The organism is Rhodococcus sp. 11-3 (assembly GCF_023704055.1).
GTDB classification, from domain to species: Bacteria; Actinomycetota; Actinomycetes; order Mycobacteriales; family Mycobacteriaceae; genus Rhodococcus; species Rhodococcus aetherivorans.
On the sequence record NZ_CP080406.1, the window covers coordinates 684,404 to 698,461 of the forward strand.

The following is a 14,058-nucleotide window of genomic DNA, read 5'->3' on the forward strand; positions in this document are numbered from 1 at the left end:
CGACCCGCACCGCGGCGACGTGGCGCGGAGCGTGCACCCTTCCAGAGGAGGATCACCGTGACGAATCCTTGCCCCACCACCAACAACGTCGGCATTCCGGTCGCGAGCGACGACGAATCGCTCACCGCAGGAACGCAGGGCCCGGTACTGCTGCACGACCACTACCTGATCGAGAAGCTCGCCCACTTCAACCGCGAACGGGTCCCGGAGCGTGTCGTGCACGCCAAGGGCGGCGGCGCGTTCGGCGAACTCGTCGTCACGGGCGACGTCAGTGCCTACACCAAGGCCAAGCTGTTCCAGCCGGGCGCGAAAACCGAATCCCTCGTGCGTTTCTCGACGGTCGCCGGGGAGCAGGGCAGCCCCGACACGTGGCGCGACCCGCGCGGTTTCGCGGTGAAGTTCTACACCGAGGACGGCAACTACGACCTCGTCGGCAACAACACCCCGGTGTTCTTCGTCAAGGACCCGATCAAGTTCCCCGACTTCATCCACTCCCAGAAGCGGCTACCCGGTTCGGGTCTGCGCGACCACACCATGCAGTGGGACTTCTGGACGCTGCGACCCGAGAGCGCCCACCAGGTGACGTGGCTGATGGGTGACCGGGGCATCCCCCGAACCTGGCGCCACATGGACGGTTTCGGCTCCCATACCTACCAGTGGGTCAACGCCGCCGGAGAGCGGTTCTGGGTCAAGTACCACTTCAAGACGAACCAGGGCATCGAATTCCTCACGCAGGCCGAGGCCGACCGCCTCGCCGGCACCGACCCCGACTACCACCGCGCCGACCTCCACGACGCGATCGAGCGGGGCGAGTTCCCCAGCTGGACGCTGAAGGTGCAGATCATGCCGGTGGCCGAGGCGGAGGGGTATCGCTTCAACCCGTTCGACCTGACCAAGGTGTGGTCGCAGCGCGACTATCCGCTGATCGAGGTCGGCACCTGGACGCTGAATCGCAATCCGCGCAACTTCTTCGCCGAGATCGAGCAGGCCGCGTTCGCGCCGTCGAACATCGTGCCGGGCATCGGCCTGTCGCCGGACAAGATGCTGCTCGGCCGCGTGTTCTCCTACGCCGACGCGCACCGCTACCGCATCGGCGCGAACCACGCGCAGCTGCCGGTCAACGCGCCGAGGAACGAGGTGAACTCGTATTCCAAGGACGGCGCCATGCGGTACTCGTTCAACGACCCGGGCACCCCGGTGTATGCGCCGAACAGCTTCGGCGGCCCGCACGCCGACCCGCAGGCCGCCGGCGACGAAGGTTTGTGGGAGTTCGGCACCGAGGCGGTGCGGGCCGGCTACGTCCGGCATGCCGAGGACGACGACTTCGGTCAGGCCGGCACGCTGGTCCGCGAGGTGCTCGACGACGCGGCCCGTGAGCGGCTGGTGGGCAACATCGTCGGCCACATCCTCGGGGGGACCGCGGCGGCGTTGTACGAGCGGATCTTCGAATACTGGTCGAACGTCGACGCCGACCTCGGCAAGAAGGTCGAGGAGGGCGTGCGGGCGGGCCGGGCCTGACCTCCCGTCAGAGAATGCCCCACCAGTAGAGGAGGGTGGCCAGTATCCACACGATGACCGTCTGCATCACTCTGTCCTCCCTCGATACGGATTCTTCCTCCATCATCCGCCCGCGCGGCCGCGGCTGCCACGGACACTCCGGGCCGAAGGGGCCCCGTATCCACTTCGTTGCCTGCGGCCGCGCGGAACTCGGTCACCGCGTCGAGCGTTGAAGCGGGGGAGATATGTCCGAAGCACGGCCGGCGCGCGACGTCCGTCGCCGCCGGGAGGCACATCGACACGGATAGGAGCTCGGATCATGACCGGACCGATCACCAGCACGTTGAGCCCGGACCAGCAGAAGGTCGCCGGGGACGCTCTGCAGGGCACCCTCGTCGACATGATCGACCTGAGCCTGATCGCCAAGCAGGCGCACTGGAACGTCGTCGGCCCGCAGTTCCGCAGCCTGCATCTCGCGCTGGACGAGATCGTCACGGCCGCCCGCACCTACACCGACGAGGTGGCGGAGCGCCTCACGGCGATCGGCGTCAGCCCGGACGGACGGGCCACCACCGTCGCCCAGGACTCCGGCACCACGGGTTTCGGCGCGGGCTGGACCAAGGACGAGCAGGTCGTCGCGGCGATCACCGACAACCTCGCGGCCGTCATCGGACGCTTGCGCGAGCGCATCGCGGCGACGGACGAGGCCGACCCGGTCACGCAGGACCTGCTCATCGCCCAGACCGCCGGCCTCGAGCAGGCGCACTGGATGTGGCAGGCGCAGCTCGCCTGAGCCGTCGAGTGCGAGAGGGCCACCCGTTCCCGCGGGTGGCCCTTCGTGTGCGCCGGGCGATCGAACACCTGTGTTACTGAAGTGTCGGATGTGATTGCTACGTTGGCATCGGTTCGTTCTTCGATCGAAAGGTGCCTGCAGCGATGGTCATGGGTCCCACCCACGCGGTGTCCGGGGCGCTGGTCGGCCTCCTCGTCGCCGACGTGCTGCCCCGCGAGTGGGGCGGGCCCACATCCACGGCCGAGACGTTCGCGTTCGCCGCGGTCTGCGCCGGTTCGGCCCTCCTGCCGGATCTCGACACGCCCCAGTCGACGGTGGCGCGGTCCTTCGGGCCGGTGAGTCAGGTCGCGGCGCGCGGCATCGACAACCTCTCGCTCGGTTACTACACGCTCACCAAGGGCCGCCGCGACCGCAGCCGTCGCGGCGGGCATCGCACGCTGACGCACACGGCCCTGTTCGCGGGCCTGCTGGGGGCGGGGGTGTCGACGCTTGTCGCCCGGTTCGACCGGGTCGCGGTCGTCGCCGTCCTGTTCGTCACGCTCGGCCTGGCGCTGCGCGGGCTCGCGGACGGATGGGCCAAGCGCAACGGCTGGCTCGTGGTGACCGCGACCTCGGCGGTGCTGTCGGTGCTCATGTGGAACTGGTTCCCCGGAGAGGTCGGTTCGGTGGGCCTCGGGGTGGCAGTGGCGCTGGGATGCGCGACGCACTGCCTGGGCGACGCCGTCACCAAGGAGGGCATACCGTTCCTCGCGCCGTTCCTGCCGTGGCGCGGCGAGCGCTGGTGGGAGATCAAGATGCCCGGGTTCCTTGCCATCCGTGCCGGCGGCGCCTTCGAGCTGGCGATCCTCGGTCCAGGGCTGACGATCGCCGCGTTCGCGATGGCGGTGTGGTCGATCGACGGCGCGCCGGAACTCCTGCGGGAGGCCGTCGGCGTGTAGGTCCTCGAGGGTGCTCACCTGCGCAGCGACGCGGCGATGCGATACACGGCGGGCACTGTGTACGCCCAGTCCTGCAGCGACAGGTAGGCCGACGTGGGGACGAGCACCACATGCCGCAGCCCGGCCTCCCCGAACTCCCGCAACCGCGCGGTGATCCGGCCCGGTGTGCCGACGAGGAATCCGTATTCGGTGACCTCCGGGGGCACCGCCGCGAGCGCCTCCTCCCACCGGGCCCGGTCGTAGCGTTCCGGGATCACGTCGACCGAGCCGCGGAACTCCGGCCCGAAGGGATGTACCGCGCCGGCCGCAGCCCAGTGCTCGGCGGAGAACAGCAGCGTCCAGTACCGCATCATCCGGCTGTGCAGCATCGCCTGCGCCCGCTTCTGTGTGGGGGCGACGAGGATGTAGGCCACCAACGCCGGCACGATCCGGTCGGGGTCGCGACCGGCCTCGGTGGCGGCGGTACGGATGCGCGCCAGTTTCGCCCCGTACTCGTCCGGGGTGCGCAGTGCGATGGTCATCGGCAGCCACCCGTCGCCGTAGCGCCCGGTCAACTGCAGCATCCGAGGTCCGTGGGCGGCGATCCAGATCTCCGGGGTGCGCCCGGGTGGGGCCTGCAGGTCCATCACCGCCCCGTCCAGGTGGAAGTGCGTGCCGTGGAAGTCGAACGGGCCGTGCGAGTCGAAGCAGCGGCGGACGATCTGCACGGCTTCGGCGAGTCGGTCGACCGGGTGGGCCTGCGACAACCCGTACGGGTCGATGTTCATCCGCTCCCCGCAGCCCAGGCCGAGGATCGGCGCGCGCTTGGTCAGATGCGCCAGGGTCAGGGCGGCCTGAGCGAGCAGCACCGGGTGGCGCCGGATCGGCTCGCTCACTGCCACCCCGAGCCGCATCCTCCCCGCAGGGGCCGCCAGTGCCCCGAGCAGGGTCTGGTAGTCGAACACCTCGTGCGGACTCGACACCTGGTCGCTGAAGCGGGTGAAGGTCCTGTCCCACAGGGCGGTCGGGAAGAACTCCTGGAAATGGTCCCAGACGAACAGCGACGTCAGCCCGCCATACCTCGCCAGCGCCGTGATGACCCGCACCTCGCGCCACGGTGGGTTGGACGAGGTGTACATGCCGGTATCGATCGTGGTGGACGTCATGGCGTTCCCTTCCGGGCCTGTCCGTTCACCGGCGGCCGGCGGTGCTCTGACGCCGCCGTGCAACGGCACTCTGTCGCCGCCGTGCAACGGCACGCTGTCGCCGCCGTGCAACGGCACGCTGTCGCCGCCGTGCAACGGCACTTGCCACTGTCTGCCCGTGACCGGGTGCGGGGCTAGCGTCCTACGTCCTCGCTCCGGTCGTGGACGGCGGCGTTCAGCCGGTTCGGCGGCGCATTACGGAACCACTGGCATCGAAAGAGAACTTGTTCTATTTTTGCTCTGTTTCTGCCTCCTCCCAGATCGGAGCCCAGCCCGGTGGACCCCCGCGACGCCCGGACGGACGGCGACCCCGCCTCGACCACGACCCTCAGCCGACGAGCCCTCCTCGGCGCCGCCGGTGCCGCCGGTGCCGTCGCACTGACCGGCCTCGCCTGGACCCCCGCCGGTGCGGTCCCGGCCGGCGATCCGCGCGCCACCATTCCGGCACCGCCGGAGTTCCCCGCAGACATCCCGCTGGCCCAGCAGCGCTTCGAGAACTGGGCCCGGACGATCCGCTTCGACGCGGTGTGGACCGCCACCGCACGCGATGCGCACGACGTCGTGCGCATCGCCGACTGGGCCCGCGCCCACGGTTACCGCGTCCGGCCGCGCGGCACCATGCACAGCTGGAGCCCGCTGACCGTCGTGCCCGGCGAGAGCGTCGAGAAGATCGTGCTGATCGACACGATGGTGCACCTGAACGCCGTCACCGTCGATCCCGCGGGAACACCCGCCACCGTCACCGCCGGCGCGGGTGCGAGCATCGAGTCGATCCTCGCCGCGCTCGAACAGCACGGCCTCGGCTGGGCCAATGCCCCCGCGATCGGCGACATCACCATCGCGGGCGCGCTGTCGATCGGCGCGCACGGCGCCACCTATCCGGCCGCCGGGGAGCGTGCGCTCCCCGGCCAGTCGTTCGGCTCACTGTCGAACCTCGTCGTCGCCCTCACCGCCGTCGTGTGGAACGCCGCCGCCGGCGCCTACGAACTGCGTGAGTTCCGTCGGTCCGAACCCGAGATCACGCCCCTGCTCGCCCACCTGGGCCGCAGCTTCGTCACCTCGGTGACCCTGCAGGCCGGGGCCAACTACCGGCTGCGCTGCCAGAGTTTCACCGACGTGCCGTGGCAGGAACTGTTCGCCCCGCCCGGTTCCCCGGGCCGTACCTTCGAGCGGTTCGTCGAGGAGTCCGGCCGCGTCGAGGCGATCTGGTTCCCCTTCACCGAGACGCCGTGGCTGAAGATCTGGTCGGTGTGCCCCGAGAAGCCACCGACCGCGCGCGAGGTGCACGGCCCGTACAACTACTTCTTCTCCGACAGCATCCCCGAGGAGGTCACCACCCCTCTCGGCCGGGTGGCGAGCGGGATGCAGGCTGCCACCCCGGCCTTCGGTGCCGGCCAGTTCGGGGCCGTCGCCGCCGGTCTCGCCGCCACCGGCACCGCCGACCTGTGGGGCTGGTCGAAGGACCTGCTGTTCTACCTGCGGGCCACCACGCTGCGCGTCATCGCCGGCGGTGGGGTGGTCGTCACGCGGCGCGCGAACATCGCCCGCGTCGTCCACGAGTTCACCACCTGGCTGCACGAGCGGATGACCCACTACGCCTCGCTCGGGCAGTATCCGGTCAACATGCCGTTCGAGGTGCGACTGTGCACCGTCGACGACCAGTCGGAGGTGCTCGTCGATTCGGCCGGAGCGCCGAATCTGTCGGCCGTGCGTCCCCGTCCCGACCGGCCCGACTGGGACACTGCCATCTGGATGAACGTCGTCTCCATTCCCGGCACCGCGGGGCAGTCCGCGTTCTTCCGGGAGATGGAGCAGTGGATGGCCGACCACTACTCCGGTGACTACGCCGCCTTCCGGTCCGAGTGGTCGAAGGGCTGGGCGTTCGACGAGCAGGGGGGGCACCGGGATTCGCGGTTCCTCGGCGAGACGATCCCGGCGATGTACCGCACCGGACTGTCCGCCGACGAGGGCTGGGACGCGGCGCGCGCGGCGTTCGATCGGCACGATCCGCACCGGGTGTTCAGCAACGGTTTCCTGGACCGGCTGCTGCCGCCGGTGTAGGGGCCATGGGAGGGGGTTCCGGTACGGTCCGAGGGCACGGTTCGGTTTCGATCCGGCCGCTTGCGCCTTTCACAACTCCCACACCAGTCACATCCGTATACATTTGCCCCGTTCCATGTGAGTCGACGGTGGGAGCGACGTGCGGAAGTTCGAGACGGGGAAGAAGGCGGGCGGTCACCACGCGGCTCGACGCCACGTCCGCCGTGGATCCGTCGCGGCCGCGATGTCGCTGCTCGCCTTCCTGATCGCGCCGGCGCCACCCGCCGCGGCGAACCCGATCGTCGAGCCCGTCGCGGCCGACCCCAGCATCGTGCGGGCGCCCGACGGGGCGTACTACATGTACACCACGGGCGACGACTGGGGCGACGGCCGGGGACTGCGGGGGATGTCCGTCTTCAAGTCCTTCGACCTCACGGACTGGATGTACGTCGACGACGTGTTCTCCGAGATTCCCGGATGGCATCCGGCGAACAACTACGTCTGGGCTCCCCACGTGATCGAGTCGGACACCGGGTACAGCCTCTACTACGCGCTGCCGGACGGGGCGAATCCGTGCATCGGCCTCGCCACCGCACCCGGACCGGCCGGCCCGTGGACCGACCTGGGCCGCCCCGTGTTCTGTGCCGAGGACGTCGGCGTCCAGGGCACGATCGATCCGTTCGTGTGGGACGACGGCACGACGAAGACGATGTTCGTCGGGAACTTCAAGGGCGTCTACGCCATCCCGCTCGCCGCGGACGGAACCGCGCCCGCAGGCGAACCGGTCCGGGTCGCGGACGAACGCTTCGAGGGGCCGCACGTCGAATACCGCGACGGCTACTACTACCTGTTCCTCTCCTCCGGCCACTGCTGCAACGGCGCAGACACCGCCTACCGGGTGCTCGTCGGCCGGTCCGAGTCGTTGACCGGCCCGTACGTCGACCGCAAGGGTGACGACCTCGACGGCGGTGGCGGCGCGCTCATCCTGGCCGGCAGTGATCCGTGGGCGGGACCCGGGCACAACACGGTGGTGACCGACGACGCCGGCGACGACTGGATCGTCTACCACGCGATTCCCCGCGACGATCTCCAGCTTCCCAGCGGTGCCCAGCGACGGGAGGGCATGATCGACCGGATCGTGTGGGCCAACGGCTGGCCGGAGATCGGCGACGGGTCCCCGTCGTCGACCCGCCCCGACGTTCCCCGGACGGATCTTCCCGTGCGCGTCTCGCTCACGGCCGACACGGCCACGACGCTGCCCGCCTCGGGCGGGGTGATCGAAGCCACCATGCTCGTCGAAGCACCCGGCGACGCGCCCTACACGGGTCAGGTGTGGGGCAGCGCGGTCCGTCCGAACGGCGAGGAAGGCGAACCGGTCCTGGGCCCGATCGACGTCGATCTGGCGCCGGGGGAGACCCGCGAGGAGCGAATCGCCTTCACGGTGAGCGACAGTGCGGCGAACGGCACCTACGGCCTGTACGCCTTCGCCGGCACCCACGGTGTGGAGACGGTCGAGTTCGGTGCCGTCACCGCCCGCAAATCCGACGGGCTCTCGGACGTCGGCGAGTCCCTCGACGTGGTGACACTGCGAGTGCGCGAGACGGCCCGCTGACCGCGTGGTCCCACCCCGGCGCGCCGGGGCTTCGGCGAGACGGGGGAGCCACCCATAATCGAGGGATGGATCGAGCCTCCTATCCGGCGCTGTTGCGCGCAGACACCGAGCGGCTGCTCGCCGCCGGCGAAGGCCGGCTCGACCGGCCGGTCCCGACCTGCCCGCGCTGGTCCGTCGAACGGCTTCTCGGGCACGTCGGCCGAGTGCACCGGAACGCGGCGGGCTGGTTGCGCACCGGCGGTCGCACCGAGATCCCCCCGGCTCCGGCCGGGGCCGCCGTCGTCGCATGGGTGCGGGACGGACTCGAGGAGCTGACGGAGGCCGTGCAATCGGCCGATCCGCAGGTCGACGAGCAGACCTTCGCCGGACCGCAACCGGCTTCGTTCTGGGTCCGTCGCATGGCGGTCGAGACTGCGCTGCACCGGATCGACGCCGAACTCGCCGCGGGCGAGGGCACCACGCCCGTCGACACCGCGCTGGCCGTCGAGGGCATCGACGAACTCTTCGGGGTGCTGCTCCCGTTCCGTGCCCTCGGCGGCGCGGGGGCCCTCGGTGGGGCGGGGAGTGCCGGGTCGCCGGCCGGGTCGGGGAAGACGATGCACCTGCATGCGACCGACCCCGCCCTCGCCGCCGGCGAGGGCGAATGGTTGATCACCTTCGATGCCGACGAACCTTCCGTCGTCCACGCCCACGCCGAGGGGGACGTCGCGGTCCGCGGGCCGGCGTCGGATCTGCTGCTCCTCCTGTGGAACCGGGCGTCCCTCGATCGATTCGACGTGTTCGGTGACGCCGCGCTGCTGACCCGTTGGCGCGACGAGGTGACGATCTGACGCCGATCTCGGTTACTGCCGTGCGAGCAATCGCTCGAGGTCGTCGAGAACGAGCATCGCGCCGGTCGGGCCGAGTGCGAGGAACCACGTCTCGTCGCTCACCGCGACGGCGCGCCCCTGCTGCACGGCTGTGAGGCTCGACCACAGCGGGCCGCCGACGACCGCCGCCTCGTCGGTTTCCCTGCCGTAGCTCGAGTAGAAGATCCGGTCGCCGTCCGCCTCCGTGATCGTTTCCGGGCTGACCTCGGCCGCAAGTTCCTCGATGTCCTGGACCGGCGGACGTCGCAGCCCGACGTCCTGCAGGATGACGCCGATGAACGAGAGGTTCCCGTACAGGCGGATCTTGCCGGACATGAACCGCACGAGCGAGATGCTCGGATCGCCCTGGATCGAGTCCCGCACCTCGTCGGCGCGGCTCTGGTAGGCGTTGAGGACGGACTCGGCCTTCTCCTCCTCGCCCAGCGCGTCCGCGACGAGCAGGAAATTCTCCTTCCACGGGAAACCGGGCCGGATCGAGAACACGGTCGGGGCGATGGCGGACAGCTGCGGGTACATCTTGTCCGCGCGGAGCTTGCTGCCGACAATCAGATCCGGCCGCAGCGCGCCGATGGCCTCGAGATCGAGGTTGTTGATCGTGCCCACGTCGGCCACACCGGCGAGCCGGTCCGCGAGGTACGACGGCTGCTCCGCCGCGCCCTCGGGACTCGCGAGGCCCACGGGTGTGAGGCCGAGGGAGAGGACGTCGTCGAGTTCGCCGCCGTCGAGCACGACGACGCGCTGCGGCTTGGCCGCGATCTCCGTCTCGCCGAGAGCGTGGGTGACCACGCGCGGGAACCGGCCGGGTTCCGCGTCGCTGCCGAGCTTCGCCGTCTCCTCGTCGGCGGTGGCGAACAGCCGGCCGCCCGTGGCCACGTCGGTGTTGCCGGAGCCGGTGTCGCGGGTCGACTCGGCCGCGCCGCCGCACGCCGCGACGGTGAAGGTGACGAGCAGGGCCGCGGCGGTGAGGCGGCCGAGGTGTCTGAGCTTGTGCATGAGGGCAGGCTATCCTTGCCTCATATCCTCCGTGGCCCCACCCCCGGAGGATCAACCCGTTGTCGGGGTCCCTCGCCGGCGGTTGCGCCGGTCGATGTGCAGGGTCCGCAGAACTGCCCGACGGCCGGGTCGCGGGACTGCCGGCGGAACGGTCGGCGCGGTAGTCGGGGAGCGGAACTTCAGTTCGGAGGCGGTTTCCGGGGCGTCATCGGAGGTCGCGCGCAGGAATCGATCAGGCAGAGCGAGCTTGTGGATCGTGCGCAGCGTCAGAAGGTACTGCCGGACGAGCGAGCCGGTGGTGTACGGCAGATCGTACTTCTCGCACAGCGCCCGGACCTTCGTGGAGATCTCTGCGTAGCGGTTGCTGGGCAGGTCCGGGAACAGGTGATGCTCGATCTGGTAGCAGAGGTTACCGCTCATGAAGGCCATCACCGGACCGGCGTGGAAATTGGCGCTTCCGAGCATCTGCCGGAGATACCATTCCGCCCTTGTCTCGCGCTCGAGCTCGACGAGGGTGAACTTCTCGGCGCCGTCCGGAAAGTGCCCGCAGAAGATCACCACGTACGACCACAGGTTCCGGAGCAGATTCGCGGCCAGGCCGGCCGTCAGGGTGCGCCGCCAGCGACGACCGCTGAGGGCGGGGAAGACCAGGTAGTCCTTGAGTGATTGGCGGACAACCTTTCCCAGCAGTGCCCGGTTGTGGTCGGTCTTCTCGGCCGCGCTGCCGGCGTGCTCGTTCACGGAGTGCAGACCGTGCAGTGCGATTCCCCACTCGAATGTGGTTGCCAGCAGCAGGTTTCGCAGCGGTTGCGCCAGATTGCCCGGATGCCAAGGCTGGTCGCGGGTGATCCGGATGACGCCGAAGCCGAGGTCGTCGTCCATGCCGACGACGTTGTTGAAGACGTGGTGGCGGTAGTTGTGGGAGTACCGCCACTGTGAGGAGAGCCCGGCCATGTCCCATTCCCACGTGGTGGAGTGGATCTCCGGGTCGTTCATCCAGTCCCATTGCCCGTGCGAGACGTTGTGGCCGATCTCCATGTTCTCCACGATCTTGGCCCCGGCGAGGGCCGTCACCCCCAGCGCCCACCCGGCCGGCGCCTTGCTGGCGCATATCATCAACCGCGCAGCGACATCCAGCGCACGTTGGAATGCGATCGTGCGCCGGATGTAGGCGGCGTCCGCCGCGCCGAGCGACTCGGTGACGTCCCGGCGGATCCCGTTCAGCTCGGTGCTCAGCGCCTCGACGTCATCCGCGGTGAGGTGCGCATATTCCTTGATGTCGGAGATCGCCATCGTGTTCTTTCCGTATCGAGTCCGCAACGTGCGATGCCGGATTCGGCCCCGCACGGCAGGACTGAATCAGTAGTGGTTGCGGCGGCTTGCCACGGCGTACTCCGTGGAGTCGGGTGCCCGCTCGCTGTCGCTCGGCCCTCCGGGCCCGACGATCGCAGCAGCGAGCAGGGGGTTCGGTCGCAGAACGTCGATCATGGCGGCCTCCGGGCCTGGGGTGTAGACCCAGTCAACACCCGCAGCACTCGAGGTGTCAACACTGTAGACCTACAGCATAGGGCTACAGTGGAGGCGAACGGAGAGGAGTCCGTGATGCCGAAGGTTCCTGCGGGCCGCTCGATCGGATTCGACGACGGCAGGTCCGGCAGGAACACTCGAGCCCGGGAATTGATCCTTGCGTCTGCGCTCGCGATCATCGATCGCGACGGCGTCGAGGGGCTTTCGATGCGCCGCCTCGGCAAGGCTCTCGGCCGGGATCCGATGACCCTCTACCGTCACGCGCCGAACAAGGCCGCCCTCCTCGACGGAGTTGCCGAAATCGTCCTCGAGCAACTGGTCGTCGACCCCCGCGACGGCGACTGGGAAGATCAACTACGCACGGTTGCAAGGGATTTCCGGCAACTTGCCCTCGACCACCCGCACGTGGTTCCGTTGCTGGTCACCCGCCCCCTGTCCACACCCCTCGCGCTGCGGCCGCTCGGCACGCTGCGTCCGCTCGAAGGCATCCTGACCTTGCTCACCCGGGCCGGATTCTCCGCGGCCGAGGCGTTACACGTCTACCGGGCCTTGTTCGGATTCCTCCACGGTCACGTCCTCGACGAGCTGCAGGAACTCGTCGAGCAGCCCGAGGAGTCCGACGACCTGCTCCGCCTGGGACTGCATCGCCTGCCGATCGACGAATTCCCCCTCCTGCGCAGTCTCGCGCCGATACTGGCCTCCTACGACGGCGCCGCCGAATTCGAACGCGGCCTCGACCTCTTCTTCTCCGGCCTGAGGGCAACACTGGACGCGGGGGGCGGCCGGCCGTCCGGATGAGCCGCCGGCGCCGGCCGGACCTACGAATCCGCCAGCGTGCGCATGATGCCATAGGCGTGATCCGGTTCGGTGTCGGGGGACAGGAGTACCAGCACGAGTTGGGTGCCGTTGCATCCGAGGAAGTACATCGTGTGCGGTGGTTGTCCGGGTGCCGGCTCGCGCAGTGCGATACCGCCGGAGTCGAGGTCGAACTCGTCGATTCGCTTTCGCGGTATCTGCAGGGCGTTCCAGTCGAAGCAGACCCGGGCAACGGGGCCGAGTCGCAGGGTGAGCGCGGAGATCAGGTCGTCCAGCTCATCGGTGAGGTTCGCGGTCCACGGGAACCACGAGCCGTCGATCGGGGACGGTGGTGCCGAGTTCGGCCGGAGCAGGAAGCGGGGAGTCTGGGTCGGGGTGGGAAATCGAGCAGGGGGGCGTCGCGACGGTACGGGGCGCTCGGGCGGGCCGGAGCGATTCCCGTTGCTGTGGGTGATGGCGTGGTTGTGCGTCATGAGACGCTCCTTGCGCGGCCTCGAGGAGGCCGACTTGTCACCGGGAGGCGTCGAGCCGGGCGCTCGAGGCGGGGAACGTGCCGGTCTGCTCACCGTACTTCACGATCGCGTCGGGCGCGTCGTGCCGAGACCCGGAGAACGGGACCGGGGCCCCTTCTCCGGATGGAGAAGGGGCCCCGGTCAGGTCCTTCACGAGTCGGGGTGGCGGGATTCGAACCCACGACCTCTTCGTCCCGAACGAAGCGCGCTACCAAGCTGCGCCACACCCCGTTTCGAACCTCGGTTAGCTTACAGCACGATCGGGGTGACGGTTAAATCGCCTGGTCAGTGCGGTGAAAACGTGCTCCGGGTGCCCGCGTCCGCGGTGCTGCGAGCCTGCTCGCGGGGGGCCGGGATCAGCGTCAGCAGCGTCGCCTCGGGCCGGCACCAGAACCGGGCGGGGGCCGTCGGCGACGTGCCGATGCCCGCCGACACGTGCAACCGCATGTGCGAGCCCCAGCGCGACACGCCCTTGACCCGCGACCGGTCCAGCCCGCAATTGGTCACCAGCGCGCCGACCAGCGGCAGGCACAGTTGGCCCCCGTGGGTGTGGCCCGCCAGCACGAGGTCGTAGCCGTCGTCCGCGAACCGGTCCAGCACGCGCGGCTCGGGGGAGTGGGTCAGCCCCAGCCGCAGATCCGCCGCCGGGTTCGCCGGACCCGCGACGGTGTCGTACCGGTCCCGGTCGATGTGCGGGTCGTCGACACCGGCCGCGCTGACGCGCACCCCGGCGATCTCGAGTTCGCGGTGCACGTGCGTGACGTCGAGCCAGCCGCGCTCGCTGAACGCGGCGCGCAGATCGCTCCAGGGCAGCGGCACGCCGTGTACGCGCTCGTGGTCGCGGTCGAAGTACTTCAGCGGGTTCTTCACCCGGGGCCCGAAGTAGTCGTTGCTGCCGAAGACGAACAGCCCCGGCCGGGCGAGCAGACCGCCGAGCGCCTGCACGACGGCGGGCACAGCCTTCGGATGCGCAAGGTTGTCGCCGGTGTTGACCACGAGGTCGGGTTCGAGGCGATCGAGTTCGCGGAGCCAGTTCTGCTTGAGCCGCTGCCCGGGCGTCATGTGGATGTCGCTCAGGTGCAGCACGCGCAGCGTCGAGGCGTCCGGCGCAAGGACCGGGAGGGTCACCTCCCGCAGGGCGAAGGCGTTGCGCTCGATGAGCGTCGCGTAGCCGAGGCCCAGGGCGGCGGCACCGGCCGCACCGATCGCGGCACGTCGAAGAGTGGGAACGTCTGGCACGTCTCCAGCGTACCGCCGGGGCTCGTCCGCGCACGGGT

At 69.6% G+C, this 14,058-nt stretch carries 13 protein-coding genes and 1 tRNA gene; 7 read left to right on the forward strand and 7 right to left on the reverse strand.

Features of this window, described 5'->3' with window-relative positions:
- Positions 1-57 precede the first annotated feature (57 nt).
- From KZJ41_RS03125 to KZJ41_RS03135, 3 genes are all read left to right on the forward strand, one after another.
- Complete coding sequence (locus tag KZJ41_RS03125; RefSeq protein WP_102800623.1) at positions 58-1,518, forward strand: catalase; 1,461 nt, start codon at positions 58-60, stop codon at positions 1,516-1,518.
- A gap of 298 nt (positions 1,519-1,816) precedes the next feature.
- Positions 1,817-2,290, forward strand: coding sequence for a Dps family protein (locus KZJ41_RS03130; protein WP_006945630.1), 474 nt, complete (start codon positions 1,817-1,819; stop codon positions 2,288-2,290).
- 143 nt (positions 2,291-2,433) lie between these two features.
- Positions 2,434-3,228, forward strand: coding sequence for a metal-dependent hydrolase (locus KZJ41_RS03135; protein ID WP_006945629.1), 795 nt, complete (start codon positions 2,434-2,436; stop codon positions 3,226-3,228).
- A gap of 14 nt (positions 3,229-3,242) precedes the next feature.
- Here KZJ41_RS03135 and KZJ41_RS03140 read toward each other — a convergent pair whose 3' ends face one another.
- Positions 3,243-4,373, reverse strand: a complete 1,131-nt coding sequence (locus tag KZJ41_RS03140) for an LLM class flavin-dependent oxidoreductase (RefSeq protein WP_006945628.1) — start codon at positions 4,371-4,373, stop codon at positions 3,243-3,245.
- 315 nt (positions 4,374-4,688) lie between these two features.
- On the opposite strand from KZJ41_RS03140, the gene KZJ41_RS03145 reads away from it, so the two are divergent.
- The 3 genes from KZJ41_RS03145 to KZJ41_RS03155 all read left to right on the forward strand — a co-directional run bounded on the left by KZJ41_RS03145 (position 4,689) and on the right by KZJ41_RS03155 (position 8,894).
- Entirely contained in the window at positions 4,689-6,473 is a 1,785-nt protein-coding gene (locus tag KZJ41_RS03145; RefSeq protein WP_006945626.1) for a cholesterol oxidase substrate-binding domain-containing protein, read from the forward strand.
- A 139-nt stretch (positions 6,474-6,612) separates the two neighbouring features.
- Complete coding sequence (locus tag KZJ41_RS03150; protein WP_006945624.1) at positions 6,613-8,064, forward strand: family 43 glycosylhydrolase; 1,452 nt, start codon at positions 6,613-6,615, stop codon at positions 8,062-8,064.
- A gap of 65 nt (positions 8,065-8,129) precedes the next feature.
- Entirely contained in the window at positions 8,130-8,894 is a 765-nt protein-coding gene (locus KZJ41_RS03155; RefSeq protein ID WP_251550167.1) for a maleylpyruvate isomerase family mycothiol-dependent enzyme, read from the forward strand.
- Positions 8,895-8,906: 12 nt separating this feature from the next.
- Here KZJ41_RS03155 and KZJ41_RS03160 read toward each other — a convergent pair whose 3' ends face one another.
- From KZJ41_RS03160 to KZJ41_RS28410, 3 genes are all read right to left on the reverse strand, one after another.
- The gene (locus tag KZJ41_RS03160) at positions 8,907-9,926 is read right to left on the reverse strand and encodes an ABC transporter substrate-binding protein (RefSeq protein ID WP_006945587.1); all 1,020 of its coding nucleotides are present in this window, start codon (positions 9,924-9,926) and stop codon (positions 8,907-8,909) included.
- 51 nt (positions 9,927-9,977) lie between these two features.
- On the reverse strand, positions 9,978-11,219 hold the full coding sequence (locus KZJ41_RS03165; protein ID WP_251550169.1) for a fatty acid desaturase: 1,242 nt from the start codon (positions 11,217-11,219) through the stop codon (positions 9,978-9,980).
- Between the two features lie 66 nt (positions 11,220-11,285).
- Positions 11,286-11,414 (reverse strand): hypothetical protein, encoded by a 129-nt coding sequence (locus KZJ41_RS28410; protein ID WP_256997136.1) that lies wholly within the window; start codon positions 11,412-11,414, stop codon positions 11,286-11,288.
- Positions 11,415-11,528: 114 nt separating this feature from the next.
- Between KZJ41_RS28410 and KZJ41_RS03170 the strand changes: the two genes are divergently transcribed.
- Positions 11,529-12,251 (forward strand): TetR/AcrR family transcriptional regulator C-terminal domain-containing protein, encoded by a 723-nt coding sequence (locus KZJ41_RS03170; protein WP_251550171.1) that lies wholly within the window; start codon positions 11,529-11,531, stop codon positions 12,249-12,251.
- Between the two features lie 20 nt (positions 12,252-12,271).
- Here the strand turns inward: KZJ41_RS03170 and KZJ41_RS03175 are convergent, their stop codons facing one another.
- The 3 genes from KZJ41_RS03175 to KZJ41_RS03185 form a co-directional block, all read right to left on the reverse strand.
- A complete protein-coding gene (locus tag KZJ41_RS03175; RefSeq protein WP_251550173.1) occupies positions 12,272-12,742 on the reverse strand; it encodes a DUF5994 family protein in 471 nt (156 codons plus the stop codon).
- A gap of 196 nt (positions 12,743-12,938) precedes the next feature.
- Positions 12,939-13,012: transfer RNA gene (locus tag KZJ41_RS03180), tRNA-Pro, on the reverse strand.
- A 54-nt stretch (positions 13,013-13,066) separates the two neighbouring features.
- Positions 13,067-14,020 (reverse strand): metallophosphoesterase, encoded by a 954-nt coding sequence (locus tag KZJ41_RS03185; protein WP_102800625.1) that lies wholly within the window; start codon positions 14,018-14,020, stop codon positions 13,067-13,069.
- Between the last annotated feature and the right edge of the window lie 38 nt (positions 14,021-14,058).